Source organism: Amycolatopsis sp. NPDC003731, assembly GCF_053586895.1.
Map to the genome: position 1 here is coordinate 1 of NZ_JBSFNC010000115.1, position 19394 is coordinate 19394.

A 19394-nucleotide genomic window follows, 5' to 3' on the forward strand; every position below is an offset into this window, starting at 1 on the left:
CAACGCCTCACCACCCGCACCGGACCACCCACCCCCCTCGACCTCGACGACCTGCTCTGCCGCCGCCGCAAAACCCGCTTCTTCCTCGCCCACCCCCACGCCATCGCCGCCTTCGGCCGCCAATGCACCACCCGCCGCATCTACCCCGACACCATCGTCCTCGACGGGAAGCGGGTCACCGCCTGGCGCGGAGTACCGATCCTGCCCTGCGACAAAATCCCCATCACCACCACCGGCACCACCACCATCCTCGCCATGCGCACCGGCGAAAACGACGCCGGCGTCATCGGCCTCCGCCCCAAAACCCTCCCCGACCAACACCAACCCGGACTCAACATCCGACACATGGGCACCAACGAACGCGCCATCACCTCCTACCTCATCAGCGCCTACCACTCCGCCGCCGTCCTCGTCCCCGACGCACTCGGCGCCCTCGACGACGTCCAAATCGGCCGCTGAATCCGAAACTCTCGAAGTTGCCGTGGTTTCGAAAGCTGGTGACTACGGTGCTCGCCGCAACGTGAATGGTCACGGTGACCGCGGACGCTGCCGGGACCGGAACGGCCACGGGAACAACGGCAACCTGCATCACCGTCCAACCCGGTACGCCCGGGCCGCACGCCGGCCAGGCCGGGCCGGGCGAAGCCGGGCCAGGCCCGGCGAGGCGGATGAGGCCGGGCCGGCAACGCCGCCCGGGCCGGGCGTGGCCAAGCCGGGCCAGCCCGGGCGCCGGGCCAGATCGGGCGCCCGGGCGAGGCGAGACCGGCCCGGGCCAAGCGGGGCGGGCCAGGCCACGCGAGGCCAGACCGGCCACACCAGCCCGGCGGCGAGCGGCGCAACCCGCCCTCCACCCCGCCCCTGCACCCCGCGTGTCACCCCACCCACCGCCAACCCGCCTGGCAGGATCGCCGCATGGAACGTGTGGTCGGTATCGGTGGGTACTTCATCCGTGCGAATGATCCCGCCGCCCTCGGGGCCTGGTATCGCGACTGCCTCGGCCTCGACGCCGACGAACACGGTCTCTGGCAGCAGGAGCCCGGCCCCACCGTCTTCGCCCCCTTCGAGGCCGGGACCGGGTACTTCGGCTCCGAAACCCAGCAAACCATGCTCAACTTCCGGGTCCGCGATCTCGACGCCATGCTCGACCAGCTCCGGGCCCTCGGCGCGGACGTTGCCGAGGAAACCCAGGACATGGCCGGCGTCGGGCGGTTCGGCTGGGTCACCGATCCCGAAGGTCACCGCATCGAGCTCTGGCAGCCCGCCTAAAGCACGAACCCCGTCGGGAACGGGTCGGACGGGTCCAACAAATAGGTCGCCGTGCCGGTGATCCACGCCCGCCCCGAAAACTCCGGGACCACCGCCGGCACGTCACCCACCGTGGTCTCGGCCACCACCGAACCGGTGAACGTCGTGCCGATGAACGACGAGTTCTCGAACGGCGTGTGCAGCGGCAGCTCGCCGCGCGCGTGCAGCTGTGCCATCCGGGCGGACGTCCCGGTGCCGCACGGTGACCGGTCGAACCAGCCCGGGTGGATCGCCATCGCGTTCCGCGACGCCCGAGCGTCCGAACCCGGCGCGAGGAACTGGACGTGCTTGCAGCCCCCGATCAAGGGGTCGGCCGGGTGCTTCGGCGGCCGCTGCTCGTTGATCGCCTCCATGATCGCCAGGCCGGCCGTCAGGATCCGGTCCTTCGCCGCCCGGTCGAACGGGATGTCCAAAGAGGACAGGTCCAGGATGGCGTAGAAGTTGCCGCCGTAGGCGAGGTCGTAGCGGACCGTACCCATGCCGGGCACGGAGACCTCGGCGTCGCGCTCGGCCAGGAACGACGCCACATTGCGCAGCTTGACACTCAGCGCCCGCCCGTCCCGGACCGTGACCTCCGCGTGCACCAGCCCGGCCGGGGTGTCCAGGCGCACCACCGTCGTCGGCTCGGTCACCTCGACCATGCCCGTCTCGACCAGGACCGTCGCCACGCCGATCGTGCCGTGGCCGCACATCGGCAGGCAGCCGGACACCTCGATGTACACCACGCCCCAGTCCGCGTCGTCGCGGCACGGTGGCTGCAGGATCGCGCCACTCATCGCCGAGTGGCCGCGCGGCTCGTTCACCAGGAACTGCCGCAGGTGGTCCAGGTGCGCCATGAAGTACCGGCGCCGCTCGGCCATCGTGGCACCCGGGATCGGGGCCACCCCGCCGGTCACCACCCGGGTCGGCATGCCCTCGGTGTGCGAGTCGACCGCCGTGATCGCGCGTGACGAGCGCATCTACGCCACCCCCAGCGCCGCGAGCGCGCGGCCCATGTCGGCACGGACCTGTTCGCGGTGGACGTCCGAAAGCGGCCCCCGCGGCGGGCGGCACGGCCCCCCGCGCCGGCCCACCATGTCCATCCCGAGCTTGATCGCCTGGACGAACTCGGTGCGCGAATCCCACCGGAACGCGGCCACCAGCGGCTCGTAAAGCGCCCTCGCCTCCTCCAGCTTGCCCGCCCTGGCCAGCTCGAACAGGCGCGCCGACTCGGCCGGGAACACGTTGGGGAACCCGGCGAACCACCCGGTCGCACCCATCAGCAGGCTCTCCAGGACGACGTCGTCGGCGCCGCTGATCACGGCCAGCTCCGGCGCCCGCTCGCGGATCTCCAGCACGCGGCGGACGTCGCCGGAGAACTCCTTGACCGCCACGACGTTGTCGATCTGCGCGATCTCGGCCAGCAGGTCGGGCGTGAGGTCGACTTTCGTGTCGAACGGGTTGTTGTAGACCATCACCGGCAGCCCCACCGACGCCACCGCCTCGAAGTGCGCGAGCACCTCGCCGCGGTTGGCGCGGTAGAGCGTCGGCGGCAGGCACAGCACGCCGTGCGCGCCGTCCTCGGCCGCCGCCTCGGCCCAGTGGCGGGCCTGGTGCGCGCCGGGGCCGTGGACGCCGACGACGACGATCCCGTCCGTCCCGACGGCCTCGATCGCGGTGCGGGCGACGCGGCGGCGTTCGTCGTCGGTGAGCGAGGAGTACTCGCCGAGGGAGCCGTTCGGGCCGACGCCGCGGCAGCCGTTCTCGACGAGCCACCGGCAGTGTTCGGCGTACGCGTCGTAGTCGACAGCCAGCCCGGCCGGTGCGGCGTCGTCGGCCCGGTACGGCAGCGCGGCGGCGACGACCACGCCGCCGAGGTCGCGGGTGCTCATGCTGGGGTCTCCTTCGGATCGGCGAGCTCGCCCAGGCGGATCGGCTGGGCGATCGGACGGTGGTGGCGCTCGGTGCCCCCGCACAGTTCGGCGACGGCGGGTCCGCACATCCGGCCCTGGCACGGGCCGAGGCCGGCGCGGGTGCCGAGCTTGAGCGCGTGCGGACCGGGGGTGGCCGGGTCCGCGGCGGCGCTTTTCAGTTCGCCGCAGGTGGTTTCCTCGCAACGGCAGACGACGGTGTCCTCGCGCAGCCAGGCGGGCCAGGCCGCGCCGATCGGGTGGGCGGCGGCCAGCCGGCGGGCGAAAGCGCGGGCGTGGTCACGTCGCTTGAGCAACGCGCGGCCCGGCGTCCGCCCGGCCGCGGCCTGACCGGCGACCGCGCCTTCCGCCGCCGCGGCGACCGATCCGCCGATGCCGGTGAGCTCACCCGCGGCGAAGACGCCGTCGACGCTGGTGCGCTGGTCGTCGCCGACCCGGACGAACCCGCCGTCGAGAACGCAGCCGGCCGCGACGGCCAGTTCGGGCTGCGGCACGAAGCCGTGCCCGACGCAGAGGGCGTCGACCTCGTAGGTGCGTTCGGTGCCGGGAACGACCGACCAGTCCGCGCGGACGCGCGCGGTGACGGCTTCGCGGACCCGGTCGTCGCCACGGGCCTCGATCACCGCGCGGCCCATGCGGTACGGGATGCGGTGCCGAGCCAGCGCGCCGGCGTAACGAACCAGTTCGTTCATCTTGCCGACGTGCGCCGCCGCGCGCCACGACCATCCATTGAGGACAGTGCGCGCGGGGTTCGCTTCCAGGACGGCGATTACTCCGGCGCCGACGTCCACCAGGGACTCGGCGACCGGCAGCAGGAACGGCCCGGCCCCGGCGACGAGCACCCGCCGCCCGACCGCGACCCGCTCCCCCTTGGCCAGCGCCTGCGCGGCGCCCGCGGTGAACACGCCGGGCAGCTGCCAGCCGGGGAACGGCAGGACGCGGTCGTGCGCGCCGGTGGCGAGGATCAGCGCGTCGGGTTCGAGGGTGCGGCGCCGCCGGTTCGTCCCGTCGGCCGGGCCGCGCAGGACGTGGACGCGCTTGCCTTCCAGGGCCCAGACGCTGCTTTCCGGCCACCACGCACACCGGCTCAGGAGCGCCTCGAACTGCTGGGAGGCTCCCCGGTGATACTGCCCGCCGGGCACGTCCGCCTGGTCCAGGACGGTGACCTCGGCCCCGGCGGCGAGCGCGTGCTCGGCCGCCGCGAGCCCCGCGGGCCCGGCACCGACGATGACGACGTGCGTCACGCGCTTTCCTCCCGCGACTGGGTGCGGATCTCGTCGCCGTCGGCGGCGCGGCGGCGGCAGGCGCGGACGTCGGCGACGCCGTTGACCGTGAGCAGGCAGTCGAAGCACGCACCGATCCCGCAGAAGACGCCGCGCGGCGCGCCGAACCTGGTGGTGCGCCAGGACAGCCGGCCGGCGGCGAGGAGCACGCCGGCAACGGTCTGGCCGGCCCGCCCGGTCACGGCCTCGCCGTCGACGGTGATTTCGATCGGCTCGCTCACGCCAGCACCGCCGGACGGTCCACGGTGAACTCTTCCACCGGCATCGACGGGGTCGCGCCGGTCAGCAGCTCGCGCAGCAGCCGGGCCGTCCCGACGCTCAGGCCGATCCCCGCCCCTTCGTGCCCGGTGGCGTGCCAGAGGCCGGCGAGCCTCGGATCCTCGCCGAGCACCGGCAGGTGGTCGTCGACGTACGGCCGGAAGCCGCCGTAGGCGCGCATCACCGCGGCGTCGGCCAGGGCCGGGAAGAGGCGGACCGCCTTGGCCGCGATCGCGCCCAGCACGTCCGGCCGGATCGTGTCGTCGAAGCCCACGCGGCGGCGGGACGAGCCGATCAGCACCGTGCCGCCCCAGGTCGACTCCACCACCGCGGACGTCTGCAGCTCGCCGCTGCCGGTGCCGACCGCGCCGACGTAGTCCGCGTCGTAGACCTTGTGCCGGACCACGTCGGGCATCGGCGTGGTCACCAGGACCTCGCCGCGCCGGGGCCGGACCGCGATCGGCGCGCCGAGCCGGGCCGACACCGGCCCGGACCACGGTCCCGCCGCGTTCACCACCACGTCCGCCTCGACCGGCTCGCCGGCCACGCGGACGCCGGTGATCCGGCCGTCCTGGACCTCGGCGCCGGTGACCTCGGCTTCGGTGCGCAGCCGGGCGCCGTGGCGCAGCGCCGAACCCAGCAGGGCGAGCGCGGCGCCGGCCGGCTGCACCTGGGCGTCCTCCGGGTAGCGGACGGCGGCGGTCACCTCGCGGGTCAGCGCGGGTTCGGCCGCCGCGACGTCCGCCGCGTCGAGGCGCTCGGTGCGCACCCCGGCCCCGGCCTGGGCCTCGGCGAACGCGAGGAGCGCGCCGGCGCCGGCCTCGGTGGTGGCGACGACGACGCCGCCCTTCGGGTCGAACTCCGTCGCGGCCGCCGCGCGCGGGTCGTCTCCGGCGATTTCGGCCAGCACCTGCGGCCACAGCCGGGCGGACAGCTGCGCGAGGGTGAGTTCGGCGCCCGGCCCCTTGTCGGAAACCAGGAGGTTGCCTTCGCCGTGCGACGTCGTGCCGCCCGCGGGCCGGCCGCGGTCGAGGACCAGGACGTCGAAACCGGCCAGGGCGAGTTCCCGGGCGCACGCCGCGCCGACGATACCGGCGCCGATCACCACCACCCGCGTTCGGTTCATCAACCCTCCAGCGTTCGGTATAGCGAACGATAGGTCCCGATCAGGAAGGGTGTCAATCCGGCAGGACGGGGTGCGGCCGGCCGTCGAGGCGTTCCTCCGCGCGGTACTGCAGCAGCAGCACCGACTGCACGGGCCCGTCCGGCGCGGTGTAGCTGTGCGGCTCGCGGGCGTCGAACGCGACGTAGTCACCGGGCCCGAGGTCCACACTCCGGCCGGCGACCTCGACGCACAGCCGGCCGGCCTGCACGACGGTGTGCTCGACGCCGACGTGCCCCTGCGAGCGCTGCGGCGCGTCCCCGCGGACGACCTGGTCGTAGACCTCGAAGACGCTGTTCTCGGCCTCGATCCGGCGCAGCGGCCGCAGGTCGACGCCCTCGCCGCGGAGCACCTCGACCCCGGCGGCCCGCACCACGGTCAGTCCCCCGCGCGGGCGGTGGTCGAGCAGGTCGGAAATGGCCACTTCGAGAACCCGGGACAGGCTGAAAACGGTCTCGATGGTCGGGTTGCCGGTGCCGCCCTCGAGCTGCGACAGCGTCGCCTTGCCGATCCCGGACCGCCGGGACAGCTCCGACAGCGACAGGCCGCGCGCCGCCCGTGCCGCGCGCAGGTTGACCGCCAGCATGTCGCGGATCGACGGACCGCCGTCATCGTTCGGTAAAGCGTCCATCAGCGACGCCCTTCGTTCGGTTTGCCGATCGTCATGATGCCACGTCGTCGCTAAGCTCGACCGGGTGACACAGTCGATCCTCGGGGTGGCCGAGCTGGCCACGCCCATGGCCATCCGGGTGGCGGCGACCCTCGGCCTCGCCGAGCACGGCGAGGCGACGGCCGCCGAACTCGCCTCCCTCACCGATGCGTCTCCCTCGGCGCTGACCTGCCTGCTGGACCACCTGGTCACGGCCGGGGTGTTCGCGTTCGACGCGGAGTCCGGCCGGTACCGGCCCACGGAGCTGGGGGCGCAGCTGCGGGACGACGGCGTCAAGCTGCTGCTCGACATCGACGCGGCGGGTGGGCGCGCGGATCTCGCGTTCGCCGACCTGCTGGGCACGATCACCACCGGCCGGCCGGCTTACGAGCAGCGGTACGGCCGGGACTTCTGGACGGACCTCGACGCCGAACCCCGGCTGCGGCGCACGTTCGACGCCCAGATGAACTGGCGGTTCCGAGTGCAGGCGCCGCAGATCGCCGCGCGGTTCGGCTGGGGGCGGTTCGCGCGGATCGTCGACGTCGGCGGTGGGGACGGCGTCGTGCTGGCGGAAATCCTGCGCGCCCACCCGTCGGTGCGCGGCTCGGTGCTGGACCTGGCCCCGTCGGCGGCCGCGGCGGCGCGGCGGTTCGCGGCGAACGGGCTCGCCGACCGGGCGGAGGCGGTGCCCGGCAGCTTCTTCGACCCGCTCCCGCCGGGGGCGGACGCGTACGTGCTTTCGGACATCCTGCACGACTGGGACGACGAGCACGCGGCAGTCATCCTGGCCGGCTGCCGCCGCGCGGCGGGCGACGACGGCACGGTGGTGGTGATCGAGCCGCTGCGCCAGGCCGCGGGCACGGCCATGGATCTGTTCATGCTGATGTGCTTCGGCGGCCGCGAGAGGACAGCGGCCGAGCTGACGAAGCTGGCCGAGGGCTGCGGCCTGGTCCTGCGCGCGACGACAAAGGTGTCCGACGGCCGCACCGCCCTGGAGTTCAGACCGGCCACCCACGCCCGGTCGTGAGTGGTAAGGCGGGTTGGAACCCGCCTTACCACTCACGAGCGCCGCGGCAGGGCGCTCGTCCGGACCGGCCGGGGCTACCGGGTCGTGTACGTCAGGCAGTTCGCCGCGTGGCCGCCCTCGCCGGGGCCGACGCGGATGTTGTCCGCCGTGCACTCCAGTGCCGAGTTGTGCCGGCAGTCCGTCCTCGAGCACGCGCCGACCTGGGCCACGACCCGGTCCAAGCCGCCCTTCGTGTTCAGCGGGACGAAGGTTCCGCAGTCCGCCGATCCGTTGCCGCCGCCGACCGTGATGGCGAAGGCGTGGCAGCCGTCGTGGTTGTAGGAACAGCCGCTGACCGTGCACTCGTGCACGGCCGGCATCTCGGTGGTGGTCATCCGCTCTCCTGGTTCCGTGGTGGGAAAACAGTCGGTTCACCGACGCTCCCACCCGGAACCGGGGCTCGCAACGGACGCGGCCCCGGCCGGGTGACAAACGCCCCCGATCGAGCGCCGGCCCCTCAGTCGGTGAGCGTGTTCGGGTCGCTCGTGCCCGGCCGCCCCGTCTCGACGTGGCCGGCCAGGCGGCGCAGGAAGCGCGGGTCGCGGTCCGACACGATCGAAACGTCGTACCAGTTGCCGCTGCGCCGCGTGTCCACCACCTCGACCACCCGCGCGCCCGGCCGCAGCAGCCGCGACGTCGAACGGCGGGTGTACGCGTCGGTCAGGGTGAGCCGCACCGGCGTCGGGCCGCTGTTGGTCAGCACCAGCGCCAGGTTGCCGCTGCGCCCCTCCGGACGCGCGCTCACCTCGGGCCCGGCCAAGCCGCCGCGGAACTGCCGGACGAACCCGTTCGGACCGTGCGCGGTGTAGTCGTAGCCCCCGGTCACCGGTAGGTTGGCGGCCAGCGAGCAGCCGGCGCCCGCGGTGTACGTCCGCGGGTCGCCCCCGGGCGAGGTGACGTAGAACGTCGCGCCCGCCCGGCCCTGGTTGACGAACGTCAGGTTCAGCGCCGTCCCGACGTGGGCGTCGGCGGCGAGGTCGTACGGCAGCGCCCGCGCCGGCCGCACTCCGGGCTCCTGCTTCGGCAGCACCGCGTGGGCCGGGACGGCGGGCACGTAGTCCGGGTGCCGCAGGCGGTCCGGCGGCTCGTAGCCCGCGGTGTCCGGCAGGGCGGGCACCCGCGCGTCGGTCCGGGCGAAGTCGAACGCCGACGTCAGGTCGCCGCACACCGAGCGGCGCCAGGCCGTGATGTTCGGCTCGTGCACGCCGAAGCGCCGTTCGATGAACCGGATGATCGACGTGTGGTCGAACGTCTCCGAGCAGACGTAGCCGCCCTTGCTCCACGGCGACACCACCAGCATCGGCACGCGCTGGCCGAGCCCGTACGGGCCGGCCGGGTTCGCCGCCGAGCCCGCGAAGACCTCCCCCGTGGTATCCACAGTGGACTGTCCGGCCGTCGCGTACGGCGGGACGACGTGGTCGAAGAAGCCGTCGTTCTCGTCGTAGGTGATGAACAGCGCGGTCTTGCTCCACACGTCCGGGTTCGCGGTGAGCGCGTCGAGAACCTGCGCGATGTACCAGGCGCCGTAGTTCACCGGCCAGTTCGGGTGCTCGCAGAACGCCTCGGGCGCGGTGATCCAGGAAACCTGCGGCAACCGGCCGGCCTTGACGTCGGCGCGCAGCCGGTCGAAGTAGCCCTCGCCTGCCTTGGCGTTCGTGCCGGTGCGGGCCTTCTCGTAGAGGGCGTCGCCGGGCTTCGCGTTGCGGTAGGAGTTGAAGTACAGCAACGAGTTGTCGCCGTAGTTGCCGCGGTAGGCGTCCTCGATCCAGCCCCAGCCGCCGGCGGCGTCGAGACCGTCGCCGATGTCCTGGTAGATCTTCCACGACACCCCGGCCTGCTCCAGGCGCTCGGGGTAGGTCGTCCAGGAGTAGCCCTTTTCGTCGTTGCCGAGGACCGGACCGCCGCCCTTGCCGTCGTTGCCCGTGTACCCGGTCCACATGTAGTAGCGGTTCGGGTCGGTCGAGCCCATGAACGAGCAGTGGTAGGCGTCGCAGATGGTGAACGAGTCGGCGAGGGCGTAGTGGAACGGGATGTCCTCGCGGGTCAGGTACGCCATGGTGGTCGAACCCTTCGCGGGCACCCACTTGTCGTAGTGGCCCGCGTTCCACGCCGCGTGCGTGTCGTTCCAGCCGTGCGGGAGGTCCTGGATGAACTGCAGGCCCAGGTTGTCCGCTTCGGGACGGAACGGCAGGATGTCGCGCTTGCCGTCCGATTGCGCCCAGACCGACTTGCCGTTCGCCAGGGTCACCGGCCGCGGGTCGCCGAAGCCGCGGACCCCGCGCAGCGTGCCGAAGTAGTGGTCGAACGACCGGTTTTCCTGCATCAGCACCACGATGTGCTCGACGTCCCGCAATGTCCCGGTCCGGTGGTACGCGGGGATCTCCGCCGCGCGGGCGATGCTGGTGGACAGTGCGGAAAGGGCGGCGGTACCGCCGGCCAGCTGCAGAAAACGTCGTCGGTTGACGTCCGTCATGGGGACTCCGGGGGTGTCGTGGTGGCGAGCCGGGTCAGTATGGGCGGCGAAAAGGGAACCTGTCCCGGGACCGAGGCTAACGGCGGGCGAAAGCCTGGTTAACGCCTGCGAGCGGACAGGCTGTTGACAGAGATAAGGAAGTACGTACTAATGTAGCTCTTCACTATGAACGACGTACCCAACCTGGCCCGGGACGAGGACGACCGGCTCTACTCCCCCGACGTCCGCAGTGCGCTGGCCGGCTTCACCCTCGGCGAAGACACCGGCGTGCTCGAAGCCGCGGCCGCCGTCCGCACGGCCGCGCGGAGCCTCGAGGCGCTGCGCTCCCGGGGCACCGACAGCCGTGGCCTCAGCCCCGGTGCCCTCGACATCCTGATCCGGCTCGCCACCGGCGGCGCGCAGATCAAGGACCTCGCCGCGTCCGCCGGGGTGAGCTCCCGGAACGTGACCGGCCTGGTCGACACCCTCGAACGCACCGGGCTCGCCGAGCGCGTGCCCGACTCGCGCGACCGGCGGGCGGTCCAGGTCCGGATCACCGCGGAGGGCCGGACGTGGCTGGAGGAGTTCCGGCGGCCGTCCCAGCTCGCCATGGCCGCGCTCTTCCGGGGCTTCACCACCGCCGAGACGGCCCAGCTGCGGCACCTGTGCCTGCGGCTGGCCGAAAACCAGCACCACCTCACCCGCCACCTGGAGGACCGATGACCACGCAGACAAGGGAAACCGTGCAGGCCTACCACCGCGCCCGCTTCGACGGGGACGTGACCGCGGCGGCCGCGCAATTGGCCGGCACGTTCACCTTCCGCAGCCCGCTGATCGAATCCGCCGACGCCCGCGGCCACCTGGACGGCCTCGCGGGATTCGTCGGGGTCGTCACGGGCGTCGACCTGATCAGCGAGCTCTACGGCGAAACGGAAGCCACGCTCGTCTACGACGTGCACACCGCGACCCCGGTCGGCACGCAGCACACGGCGGAGCACTTCCGGTTGCGCGACGGGAAGATCGAAGCCATCACGCTGATCTTCGACGCCACGCGCTGGCACCCGCTGATGGCAGCGATGGCCCGCCCGGGCGCCCGGGTTGTGGAGACCACGGGCTGAGCTCGAACACCGGGCGGGCACCGCCGGGACCGGTGTACCCGGCGCCGGGGGCGGCAAACGCGGGGTGGTTCAGGCCCGTCTCCGCCCAGCGGAGGTCCGAGGGGGGTCGACCTGCGAGCGGAGACGGGAGTTCGAGGCCGGTACGGGGGCCGCCTCGCGGCGGAAGGCTCAACACGGCTCCAGCCGGACTGGTATTCCGTGAAGGCAAGGGGTGAGGCCCGGGGGCACCACCGTACCTACACCCTGTACAACGTCCTGTCCCCGCTGGTGTTCCGGACTTCGAGGGTGACGTGCGTCGCTCAGCGGGCCGCCACGGGCTGCCGTGTCCGGACCGCCCAGCGGGTCAACGCCGGCACGGGCGCGACGGCCGCTAGGAACACGACCGCGACCAGTAACCACCCCGGGCCGCCGAGCCCGCCGACGGCGAGCGTGAACACCCCGGGCCCCACCATCTGCACGGTGGCCGTGGCCGCTTCGGTCGCGCCTTGGTAGGCGCCCTTGGCGTCTTCGCGCATCAGCCGCACCGACAGGCCCCAGTTGGCGGCCACGTACGCCAGCTCGCCGACGACGTGCAGCACCGCAGCCATTCCCACCACCGCGATCGCGGCCGCGCCCGACCCGCCGGACGTCGTGGCGAGCAGCACGCAGCTCACCGCGAGCACCACGCCGGACACCACCGCCGTCCGCGCGGCCTGGCCGGTCGTGCGGGCGAAGCGGGCGAACGGCACCTGGAACACCGCGATCCCGACGGAACTGAGCACGACCACGACCCCGCCGAGGCCCAGCGGCAGGTGGGTCCGGCCGGACAGCCAGAGCGGCAGGCCGGCCGACAACATGGCCCAGCACAGCGAAAGCACGGCCGTGGCCGCGGTGACGCACAGGTACGGCCGGTCCGTCAGCACCGCCCGGGTCGAAGTCCGGACCGGGGTCCGGGCGGGTGCGGGCACGAGCAGGGTCGCGCCGGCGAGCACCAGGAAGCTGACGGCGTTCCCGGCGATGGCCAGGGTGTAGGCCCACCGCGCGTCGGCGGTGAGCACCAGCGCGCCGAGCCCGGCACCGGCGGCGTACCCGACGTGCTGGGCCACCCGCTGCTGCGCCAGCACGCGCACCCGTTCGGCGGGTTCGGTGACGAGCGCCGTGACGAGCGCGGTCCGCACCGCCGTGCCGCCGGTGGCCAAGGCGGTGAACGGCACCGTCACGGCCAGGAACGACCAGGTGCCGTCCACCGCAAGGTAACCGGCCATCGCGGCGGCCCGCACGAGCGTGAGCACGACCAGGACCGGCCGCGCGCCCGCCCGGTCGGCGAAGGCGCCCAACGGCACGGCGGCGGCCATGCCGACGGCGCTCGCCACGGCGAGTCCGGCGCCGACCGTGACCGGCGGGAGCCCGGCGATCCGGGTGAGGTACAGCGCCCAGATCGTGAACCAGAGGCCGTCGCCGAGCGCGGAAACCCCGCGGCCCCACAGGAGACTTCGCATGCATCCACCCTTCACGAGGATGTGAAGGGTAGTTCCCGGTCGACGCCGTGAGCAATCATCATTCACGTACTCGTGAAGCGTGCTAGGCTCGCGCGCGTCGGAAGGAACGGTGATGGGCGGACTGGTCGATGCGGGCAACGCGGTCCAGGGCGCGATCGTCGAGCTGACGCGCGAGCTGGCCGACCCGGTGCGGCTCACGGCCCTGCAGGTGCTGGCGGCGGAAGGCCCGCACACGATGGTGCAGCTGGCCGACGCGCTCGGGGTGACCGCACCCCGGCTGGGCAACCACTTGGCCCGCCTGCGAGCGGCGGGGCTGGTGACGGTCGAACACACCGGGCGGCACGCGATGTACCGCGTCGGCCGCGAAGACCTCCTGGGCGTGCTCACCGCCCTCGCGCACTACGCCGGCAACGAGAGCATCGCGCCACCGGATCGGACGGAGTCGGGCGCGGACCTCGCGCACACGTGTTACGACCACGCGGCGGGACGGCTCGGCGTGGCGGTGTTCGCCTTGCTCGTCGCGCGGGAAGCGTTGCGGCCGCCGGACGGTTCCGCGGCGGACGTCGTCCTCGGCGACGACCTGTCGGCGTTCCGGGACCTCGGGGTCACCCCGGCGGAGGTGGCCCCGGGCCGCCGCCGCCCGGCGACGGCGTGCCTGGACCGCACCCACCGCGTCCCCCACCTCGGAGGCGTCCTCGGCCACGAAGTCCTGGAGGCGTTCCTGGCCGACGGCCTGGTCCGGCGGGGCCCGGGAGAGCGCGAACTGCGGATCACCCCACGGGGGCGCCGCCGGTTCGGTACCCTGCTGCCGGGTTTCTGACAGTCGTCAGCGCCGCCCGGAGCGCGACGCGGCGAGGTACTCCCGGTTCAGCGTCGCGATGCTCGCGAACGGAATTCCCTTCGGGCACGACGCCACGCACTCGCCCGTGTTCGTGCAACCGCCGAAACCCTCGGCGTCCATCGCCCCCACCATGTCGAGGACCCGGCTCGCGCGTTCCGGCCCACCCTGCGGCAGCAAGCTCAGATGCGTCACCTTCGCCGCCGTGAACAGGGTTGCCGAGCCGTTCGGGCAGGCCGCCACGCAGGCGCCGCAGCCGATGCACGTGGCGTTGTCGAACGCCAGGTCCGCGTCCGGCTTGGGGACCGGTGTCGCGTGGGCGTCCGGGGCGCTTCCCGTCGGCGCGCTGACGTACCCGCCCGCCTGGACGATCCGGTCGAGCGCCGAACGGTCGACCACCAGGTCCTTGATGATCGGGAACCCCGCCGCGCGCCACGGTTCCACGTCGATCACGTCGCCGTCGGCGAAGGAGCGCAGGTGGAGCTGGCACGACGTCGTGCGCTCGGGGCCGTGGGCGCGGCCGTTGATCACCACGCCGCACGAGCCGCAGATGCCTTCGCGGCAGTCGTGGTCGAACGCCACCGGTTCGTCGCCCTCCTCGATCAGCCGCTGGTTCAGGACGTCCAGCAGCTCGAGGAACGACATCTCCGGGCTGACGTCGTCGACCGGGTAGGCGACCAGCCGCCCCTCCGCGGCCGGGCCGGCCTGCCGCCAGACGCGGACGGTGAGTTTCATGTGTAGCTCCGCTGGGTCGGGTGGACGTGCTCGAAAACCAGTTCTTCGCGGTGCAGCACCGGCTCGGCGCCGTACTCCCACGCGGCGACGTGCGCGAAGTTCTCGTCGTCCCGCAGCGCCTCCCCCGAGGACGTCTGGTGTTCTTCGCGGAAGTGCCCGCCGCACGATTCCTCGCGCGCGAGGGCGTCGACGAGCATCAGCTCGGCCAGCTCCAGGAAGTCCGCGACGCGGTTGGCCTTCTCCAGCTCCTGGTTGAGCTCCGCGCCGCCGCCCGGGATGCGGACGTCCCGCCAGAACTCCGCCCGGAGCCCGGGCACCCGGTCGAGGGCCTTGCGCAGGCCTTCGCGGGTGCGGGACATCCCGCAGTGGTCCCACATCAGCAACCCCAGCTCGCGGTGGAACGAGTCGACCGACCGCGTCCCCCGCACCGCCAGGAGCCGGGAGATCCGGTCGCGCACCTCGGTCTCCACTTCGAGAACCGCGGATTCGGGGACGTCGCCGAGCCGGGTGCCGCCGAGGTAGTCGTTCACCGTCGCCGGAAGCACGAAGTAGCCGTCGGCGAGGCCCTGCATCAGCGCCGACGCGCCGAGCCGGTTGGCGCCGTGGTCGGAGAAGTTCGCCTCGCCGATCACGAACAGCCCGGGGATGGTGCTCTGCAGGTCGTAGTCCACCCACAGCCCGCCCATCGTGTAGTGGATGGCCGGGTAGATCCGCATCGGCACCGCGTACGGGTCTTCCGCGGTGATGCGCTGGTACATGTCGAAGAGGTTGCCGTAGCGGGCCTCGATCGCCGGGCGGCCCAGGCGCGCGATCGCGTCGGCGAAGTCGAGGTAGACGCCGAGACCGCCGGGACCGACGCCGAAGCCGGCGTCGCACACGTTCTTCGCCGCTCGCGAGGCGATGTCGCGCGGCACGAGGTTGCCGAAGCTCGGGTACAGGCGTTCGAGGTAGTAGTCGCGCTCGTCCTCGGGGATCTCCCCCGGCGGCCGCGTGTCGCCGGCCTGCTTCGGGACCCAGATGCGGCCGTCGTTGCGCAGCGACTCGCTCATCAGCGTCAGCTTCGACTGGTGCTCGCCCGACCGCGGGATGCACGTGGGGTGGATCTGGGTGAAGCACGGGTTCGCGAAGTAAGCACCGCGTTTGTGCGCCCGCCAGATCGCGGTGGCGTTGGAGCCCTTCGCGTTCGTCGAGAGGTAGAAGACGTTGCCGTACCCACCGGTGGCGAGCACGACGGCGTCCGCGAGGTGTGTGGTGATCTCACCGGTGACCAGGTCGCGCGCGACGATGCCGCGGGCCCGGCCGCCGGCCACGACGAGGTCGAGCATTTCGGTGCGCGCGTGCAGCTCGACGTTCCCGGCGTCGATCTGCCGGGACAGCGCCTGGTACGCGCCGATGAGCAGCTGCTGGCCGGTTTGGCCGCGAGCGTAGAACGTCCGCTGCACCTGCACGCCGCCGAACGACCGCGTGTCCAGGAGGCCGCCGTACTCGCGGGCGAACGGGACGCCCTGGGCGACGGCCTGGTCGATGATCTGCGCCGACACCTGGGCCAGCCGGTACACATTGGACTCCCGGGCCCGGAAGTCGCCGCCCTTGACCGTGTCGTGGAAGAGCCGGTACACCGAGTCGCCGTCGTTGCGGTAGTTCTTCGCGGCGTTGATGCCGCCCTGGGCGGCGACGGAGTGCGCGCGCCGCGGGGAGTCCTGGAAGCAGAACTGGACGACGTGGTAGCCCTGCTCGGCCAGCGTCGCGCCGGCCGAGCCGCCGGCCAGCCCGGTGCCCACCACGATCACCCGGTGCCGGCGCCGGTTCGCCGGGTTGACCAGCTTCGCGGCGAACTTCCGTTCGTCCCAGCGCTGGTCCAGCGGAACGTGCGGGGTTTTGGTGTCGGCGATCGGGTCGCCGACGCGGTAGTCGGACATCAGTGCACCAGTCCCGTCATGATCGCGACCGGGACGAGGGCGTAGCCGCCCGCGACCACGACCGCCGTCGTGCTGCCGAAGATCCGGATCGCGCGCTCCCGCCGCGGGCGGGTGACGCCGAGCGTGCGCGCGGCGCTCGCGAAGCCGTGGTGGATGTGCAGGCCCAGCATGGCCAGGGCGACGAGGTAGATCAGGTTGACCCACCAGACCCGGAAGTCCGCGACGAGGTTGTGGTACGGGTCGCCCGGGACGAAGTCCTGGTTCACCGTGCCGACGGTGAAGTCCAGGAGGTGCCAGACGACGAACACCGCGAGCGTCGCGCCGCCCCAGCGCATCGTCCGCACCGCGAAGGTCCCGTGCGACGGCGGCCGGTGGGCGTACCGGACCGGGCGGGCGCGGCGGTCGCGGCGGGCCAGCTGCACGGCCGCGGTGACGTGCAGGACCAGCGCGGCGAGCAGGACCGCGCGCTGGAGCCAGAGGAACCACTCGCGGCGCAGCACCGGTTCGCCGATCGTGCGCAGCCAGCCCGCGTAGTGGTTGAGGTCGCCGGCCCCCAGGAACGTCTTGAGGTTGCCGACCATGTGCGCGAACACGAAGGCGAGCAGGAGCAGGCCGCTCACCGCCATGACGGCTTTCTTGCCGATCGTCGAGGCCCAAAAGCGCCGGACGGCGGAGCGCCGGTGCGGGGCGAGGGTGTTCACCACCCGATCGACGGTAAGAGCGCGTCGACCAGAGGTCAAAGACATGATGACTCTATTGTCGATAGGCTGTGACTATGCAGTTCCAGCAGCTCGCGTACTTCGTCGCCGTCGCGGAGCACCGGCACTTCACCCGCGCCGCCGAACAGGTGCGGGTGGCGCAGCCGTCGCTGTCCCAGCAGATCCGCGCGCTCGAACACGACCTCGGCGCCCCGCTGTTCCACCGGATCCGCGGCAACGTCACGCTCACCGAGGCCGGCGAGACGCTGCTGCCGATCGCGCGGCGGATCCTCGCCGACACCGAAACCGCGCGGCTGGCCATCCGCGAACTGGCCGAGCTCGACCGCGGCCGCGTCCGGCTGGGTGCGCCGCCGAGCCTGTGCACGGGCCTGCTGCCCGCGATGCTCGCGGCCTTCCGCCGCCGGTACCCGGGCATCCAGCTGGAGCTGCACGAGAGCGGGTCGGGTGACCTGCGGCAGCGGCTGGCCGAGGGCGCGCTGGACCTGGCGCTGCTGGCGGGCGCCCGGATCACCGCCGACGCCGGCCTGACGGCGACCCCGCTGCTGCTGGAGGAGCTGGTGGTGATCTCCGCCCCGGAGGCGCCGGTCGCCGGTGACCGCCTCGGCATCGGGCAGCTCGCCGACGTCCCGCTGGTGATGTTCCGCCGCGGTTACGACGTCCGGGAAGCGACGGTCAACGCCTGCCGCGCGGCCGGGTTCGAGCCGTCGTTCGCGATCGAGGGCGGCGAGATGGACGCGGTGCTGGAACTGGTCCGTGCGGGGGTCGGCGCGGCGGTGGTGCCGAGCACGGTGGCCGGCGACCGGTTCCGGATGACCCGCTTCACGCCCGACGCGGGGATGACGCGCGTGGTGCAGCTGGCCCACCGCGCCGATCTGGAACCGACCCGGGCGGTGCGCGCGCTGCGGGCGGCGATCGCGGGGTTCGTGGCCGACCGGGCCCGGAGGGAGAGCCTGCCGCCGGGCATCGAGTCCCTGGTGGACGAGATCAGCTGAGGCCGAACCGCTCGGCGAACCCCGCCATCTCCGCCCGCCTGCGGCCGGGTTCCGCCGTGCCGGGCGTCACGACGATGCGGGTCACCCCTTGCCGAGCCAGCTCCTCGACGTCCTCTGTGGACATGTCCGGTGCACCCCAGCGCGTGTACTCGATGGTCTCCGGGTCGCTCGCGGTGGCCCGGACGAGCTCGAACTGGCGGCGGCGTTCGTCCGCCGTGAGCGCGCCGCCGGGGAAGTACCCGTCGCCGCGCCGGCCGGCGCGGCGGGCCGCGGCCGTGCTCGAACCGCCGACGTGGATCGGCAACGTGCGGACGCCGGCCGGCTTCGGAAAGATGCAGGCGTCCTCGAAGGAGAAGAACTCGCCGGCGAAGGAGACGCCCTCTTCACCGCCCGCCCAAAGCAGGCGCAGGACGTCGATGGCCTCGTCGGTCCGGCGGCCGCGGGTGGCGAAGTCGACGCCGGCCGCCCGTGCCTCGCCGGGCAGGGCGCCGACGCCGACGGTGAGCAGCCGCATGCGTCCGCCGGACAGCACGTCGATCGTCGCGAGCCGCTTGGCCAGCACGACCGGGTGGTGGTAGGGCAGCAGCAGGACGCCGGTGCCCAGCAGGATGCGGCTCGTGACGGCGGCGACGAAGCTGAGACACTCCAAGGGGTCCGCGAACGGCAGCGACGGCGGCAGCGCCATCGGCCCGATCTTCGCGCCCGGGTACAGGGCGACGTGCTCCGGCAGGTACAACGACTCGAACCCGCACTCCTCCGCGTCCCGGGCGAACCCGGCGATCGTTTCCGGGCCGGCGCCGAAGAAGGGGGTGCTGTAGCTGATTCCGAACTTCACCCACGGAAAGCTAAAGGTTGCCGTGCACGTCAAGGCAACTTCGTCAAGCGGGTCAAAGCGGCGAACCCGTCGTCGGTCCCGGGCCAGTGGGCCCGCACGGCCTCGAGCCCGGCGCGGCGCACGACCGAGCGCAGGACGGCGCTGACGATGATGGCGTCGTCGGCGTACCCGAGCACCGGGATGAAGTCCGGCACCAGGTCGATCGGCAGCGCGAGGTAGGCCAGCAGGAGGCCGAGCCGGATCCGGACCCCGCGTGGCAGCGTCTTGTCGGCGGCCAGCCGGCGCACGAGCCTCAGCACGTCCGGCAGCAGCCGCAGCGCCTCCCGCAGCAGTCCCCCGCGCGGCCGGACGATCACGAGCGCGACGACGAGGGCGGCCCACGCGAGCAGCAGGGCGGCCGCGACCCCGATCAGCAGATCCCACCAGAACGCTCCCGTCACCCGCTCGAGGTTACGGGTGCGTCCCGCGATCGGGCGGGTTTGACTCCCGGCCACCGGGGAACGCGGAACGGACAGGCTCGGCAGGCGGAGGTCGGTGTGCTCGGTGGGTTGTTCGCGGTCACGAAGGCGGGGATGACGCTGGCCTTGGCCGGCCCGCTCCTCCTCACCCGCCAGGCGAAACAGGTGCTCGGCCCGCTCGCCGGCGACCTGGTCGCGGGCGCCGCCGGGACCGCGG

General features: G+C 72.8%; 20 protein-coding genes and 1 pseudogene. 7 read left to right on the top strand and 14 right to left on the bottom strand.

The features are described from left to right. Both ACWDN5_RS34370 and ACWDN5_RS34375 read left to right on the top strand, forming a co-directional pair. A pseudogene (locus ACWDN5_RS34370) lies at positions 1-459 on the top strand (Crp/Fnr family transcriptional regulator); the annotation flags it as partial. A gap of 453 nt (positions 460-912) precedes the next feature. After that, positions 913-1266, top strand: a complete 354-nt coding sequence (locus ACWDN5_RS34375; RefSeq protein ID WP_310977312.1) for a VOC family protein — start codon at positions 913-915, stop codon at positions 1264-1266. On the opposite strand, the gene ACWDN5_RS34380 is transcribed toward ACWDN5_RS34375, so the two are convergent. From ACWDN5_RS34380 to ACWDN5_RS34405, 6 genes are read right to left on the bottom strand one after another with little or no spacing between them, the layout of a single operon-like run. Continuing rightward, positions 1263-2264: a proline racemase family protein gene (locus ACWDN5_RS34380; protein WP_449679213.1), complete on the bottom strand. Its 1002-nt coding sequence runs from the start codon at positions 2262-2264 to the stop codon at positions 1263-1265. The genes ACWDN5_RS34375 and ACWDN5_RS34380 overlap by 4 nt on opposite strands. Then, positions 2265-3176: a dihydrodipicolinate synthase family protein gene (locus ACWDN5_RS34385; RefSeq protein ID WP_449679214.1), complete on the bottom strand. Its 912-nt coding sequence runs from the start codon at positions 3174-3176 to the stop codon at positions 2265-2267. After that, a complete protein-coding gene (locus tag ACWDN5_RS34390) occupies positions 3173-4459 on the bottom strand; it encodes an FAD/NAD(P)-dependent oxidoreductase (protein WP_449679215.1) in 1287 nt (428 codons plus the stop codon). The genes ACWDN5_RS34385 and ACWDN5_RS34390 overlap by 4 nt, the downstream gene beginning before the upstream one ends. Continuing rightward, the gene (locus tag ACWDN5_RS34395) at positions 4456-4719 is read right to left on the bottom strand and encodes a (2Fe-2S)-binding protein (RefSeq protein WP_449679216.1); all 264 of its coding nucleotides are present in this window, start codon (positions 4717-4719) and stop codon (positions 4456-4458) included. The genes ACWDN5_RS34390 and ACWDN5_RS34395 overlap by 4 nt, the downstream gene beginning before the upstream one ends. After that, on the bottom strand, positions 4716-5882 hold the full coding sequence (locus tag ACWDN5_RS34400; protein ID WP_449679217.1) for an NAD(P)/FAD-dependent oxidoreductase: 1167 nt from the start codon (positions 5880-5882) through the stop codon (positions 4716-4718). Before ACWDN5_RS34400 ends, ACWDN5_RS34395 begins: the two co-directional genes overlap by 4 nt. Before the next feature lie 52 nt (positions 5883-5934). After that, complete coding sequence (locus ACWDN5_RS34405) at positions 5935-6549, bottom strand: helix-turn-helix domain-containing protein (RefSeq protein WP_449679218.1); 615 nt, start codon at positions 6547-6549, stop codon at positions 5935-5937. 64 nt (positions 6550-6613) lie between these two features. Between ACWDN5_RS34405 and ACWDN5_RS34410 the strand changes: the two genes are divergently transcribed. Beyond that, positions 6614-7594 carry a methyltransferase gene (locus ACWDN5_RS34410; RefSeq protein ID WP_449679219.1) on the top strand — a complete coding sequence of 327 codons (981 nt, stop codon included), beginning with the start codon at positions 6614-6616 and terminating at the stop codon, positions 7592-7594. 74 nt (positions 7595-7668) lie between these two features. Here ACWDN5_RS34410 and ACWDN5_RS34415 read toward each other — a convergent pair whose 3' ends face one another. Both ACWDN5_RS34415 and ACWDN5_RS34420 read right to left on the bottom strand, forming a co-directional pair. After that, a complete protein-coding gene (locus tag ACWDN5_RS34415) occupies positions 7669-7968 on the bottom strand; it encodes a DUF1540 domain-containing protein (RefSeq protein WP_310977304.1) in 300 nt (99 codons plus the stop codon). Between the two features lie 122 nt (positions 7969-8090). After that, positions 8091-10106 carry a phosphocholine-specific phospholipase C gene (locus tag ACWDN5_RS34420; protein WP_449679220.1) on the bottom strand — a complete coding sequence of 672 codons (2016 nt, stop codon included), beginning with the start codon at positions 10104-10106 and terminating at the stop codon, positions 8091-8093. Positions 10107-10271: 165 nt separating this feature from the next. Between ACWDN5_RS34420 and ACWDN5_RS34425 the strand changes: the two genes are divergently transcribed. Continuing rightward, complete coding sequence (locus ACWDN5_RS34425; protein ID WP_449679221.1) at positions 10272-10808, top strand: MarR family winged helix-turn-helix transcriptional regulator; 537 nt, start codon at positions 10272-10274, stop codon at positions 10806-10808. After that, positions 10805-11203: a hypothetical protein gene (locus tag ACWDN5_RS34430; RefSeq protein ID WP_310977301.1), complete on the top strand. Its 399-nt coding sequence runs from the start codon at positions 10805-10807 to the stop codon at positions 11201-11203. The genes ACWDN5_RS34425 and ACWDN5_RS34430 overlap by 4 nt, the downstream gene beginning before the upstream one ends. Before the next feature lie 299 nt (positions 11204-11502). On the opposite strand, the gene ACWDN5_RS34435 is transcribed toward ACWDN5_RS34430, so the two are convergent. Next, the gene (locus tag ACWDN5_RS34435; protein ID WP_449679222.1) at positions 11503-12681 is read right to left on the bottom strand and encodes an MFS transporter; all 1179 of its coding nucleotides are present in this window, start codon (positions 12679-12681) and stop codon (positions 11503-11505) included. A gap of 112 nt (positions 12682-12793) precedes the next feature. On the opposite strand from ACWDN5_RS34435, the gene ACWDN5_RS34440 reads away from it, so the two are divergent. After that, positions 12794-13501 carry an ArsR/SmtB family transcription factor gene (locus ACWDN5_RS34440; RefSeq protein WP_310977299.1) on the top strand — a complete coding sequence of 236 codons (708 nt, stop codon included), beginning with the start codon at positions 12794-12796 and terminating at the stop codon, positions 13499-13501. Between the two features lie 6 nt (positions 13502-13507). On the opposite strand, the gene ACWDN5_RS34445 is transcribed toward ACWDN5_RS34440, so the two are convergent. Genes ACWDN5_RS34445 through ACWDN5_RS34455 form a run of 3 tightly spaced genes read right to left on the bottom strand, consistent with a single transcriptional unit; the run spans position 13508 to position 16877 of the window. Continuing rightward, complete coding sequence (locus tag ACWDN5_RS34445) at positions 13508-14254, bottom strand: succinate dehydrogenase/fumarate reductase iron-sulfur subunit (protein ID WP_449679223.1); 747 nt, start codon at positions 14252-14254, stop codon at positions 13508-13510. Further along, positions 14251-16173, bottom strand: coding sequence for a fumarate reductase/succinate dehydrogenase flavoprotein subunit (locus ACWDN5_RS34450; RefSeq protein ID WP_449679224.1), 1923 nt, complete (start codon positions 16171-16173; stop codon positions 14251-14253). The genes ACWDN5_RS34445 and ACWDN5_RS34450 overlap by 4 nt, the downstream gene beginning before the upstream one ends. Then, a complete protein-coding gene (locus ACWDN5_RS34455) occupies positions 16173-16877 on the bottom strand; it encodes a succinate dehydrogenase cytochrome b subunit (protein WP_310977296.1) in 705 nt (234 codons plus the stop codon). The genes ACWDN5_RS34450 and ACWDN5_RS34455 overlap by 1 nt, the downstream gene beginning before the upstream one ends. Positions 16878-16948: 71 nt before the next feature. Here ACWDN5_RS34455 and ACWDN5_RS34460 point away from each other — a divergent pair, with 71 nt between their 5' ends. Next, on the top strand, positions 16949-17884 hold the full coding sequence (locus ACWDN5_RS34460; RefSeq protein WP_449679225.1) for a LysR family transcriptional regulator: 936 nt from the start codon (positions 16949-16951) through the stop codon (positions 17882-17884). Here ACWDN5_RS34460 and ACWDN5_RS34465 read toward each other — a convergent pair. Both ACWDN5_RS34465 and ACWDN5_RS34470 read right to left on the bottom strand, forming a co-directional pair. Beyond that, positions 17877-18719 (bottom strand): TIGR03619 family F420-dependent LLM class oxidoreductase, encoded by an 843-nt coding sequence (locus ACWDN5_RS34465; RefSeq protein WP_449679226.1) that lies wholly within the window; start codon positions 18717-18719, stop codon positions 17877-17879. The genes ACWDN5_RS34460 and ACWDN5_RS34465 overlap by 8 nt on opposite strands. Positions 18720-18748: 29 nt before the next feature. After that, positions 18749-19159 (bottom strand): YkvA family protein, encoded by a 411-nt coding sequence (locus ACWDN5_RS34470; protein ID WP_310977293.1) that lies wholly within the window; start codon positions 19157-19159, stop codon positions 18749-18751. Between the last annotated feature and the right edge of the window lie 235 nt (positions 19160-19394).

Excerpts from the sequence above, each read along its gene's own strand:
- ACWDN5_RS34430 (WP_310977301.1), top strand. The coding sequence starts at position 10,805 with ATGACCACGCAGACAAGGGAAACCGTGCAGGCCTACCACCGCGCCCGC.
- ACWDN5_RS34380 (WP_449679213.1), bottom strand. The coding sequence starts at position 2,264 with ATGCGCTCGTCACGCGCGATCACGGCGGTCGACTCGCACACCGAGGGC.
- ACWDN5_RS34375 (WP_310977312.1), top strand. The coding sequence starts at position 913 with ATGGAACGTGTGGTCGGTATCGGTGGGTACTTCATCCGTGCGAATGAT.
- ACWDN5_RS34420 (WP_449679220.1), bottom strand. The coding sequence starts at position 10,106 with ATGACGGACGTCAACCGACGACGTTTTCTGCAGCTGGCCGGCGGTACC.
- ACWDN5_RS34460 (WP_449679225.1), top strand. The coding sequence starts at position 16,949 with ATGCAGTTCCAGCAGCTCGCGTACTTCGTCGCCGTCGCGGAGCACCGG.
- ACWDN5_RS34435 (WP_449679222.1), bottom strand. The coding sequence starts at position 12,681 with ATGCGAAGTCTCCTGTGGGGCCGCGGGGTTTCCGCGCTCGGCGACGGC.
- ACWDN5_RS34405 (WP_449679218.1), bottom strand. The coding sequence starts at position 6,549 with ATGGACGCTTTACCGAACGATGACGGCGGTCCGTCGATCCGCGACATG.
- ACWDN5_RS34425 (WP_449679221.1), top strand. The coding sequence starts at position 10,272 with ATGAACGACGTACCCAACCTGGCCCGGGACGAGGACGACCGGCTCTAC.
- ACWDN5_RS34385 (WP_449679214.1), bottom strand. The coding sequence starts at position 3,176 with ATGAGCACCCGCGACCTCGGCGGCGTGGTCGTCGCCGCCGCGCTGCCG.
- ACWDN5_RS34400 (WP_449679217.1), bottom strand. The coding sequence starts at position 5,882 with ATGAACCGAACGCGGGTGGTGGTGATCGGCGCCGGTATCGTCGGCGCG.
- ACWDN5_RS34445 (WP_449679223.1), bottom strand. The coding sequence starts at position 14,254 with ATGAAACTCACCGTCCGCGTCTGGCGGCAGGCCGGCCCGGCCGCGGAG.
- ACWDN5_RS34415 (WP_310977304.1), bottom strand. The coding sequence starts at position 7,968 with ATGACCACCACCGAGATGCCGGCCGTGCACGAGTGCACGGTCAGCGGC.
- ACWDN5_RS34440 (WP_310977299.1), top strand. The coding sequence starts at position 12,794 with ATGGGCGGACTGGTCGATGCGGGCAACGCGGTCCAGGGCGCGATCGTC.
- ACWDN5_RS34450 (WP_449679224.1), bottom strand. The coding sequence starts at position 16,173 with ATGTCCGACTACCGCGTCGGCGACCCGATCGCCGACACCAAAACCCCG.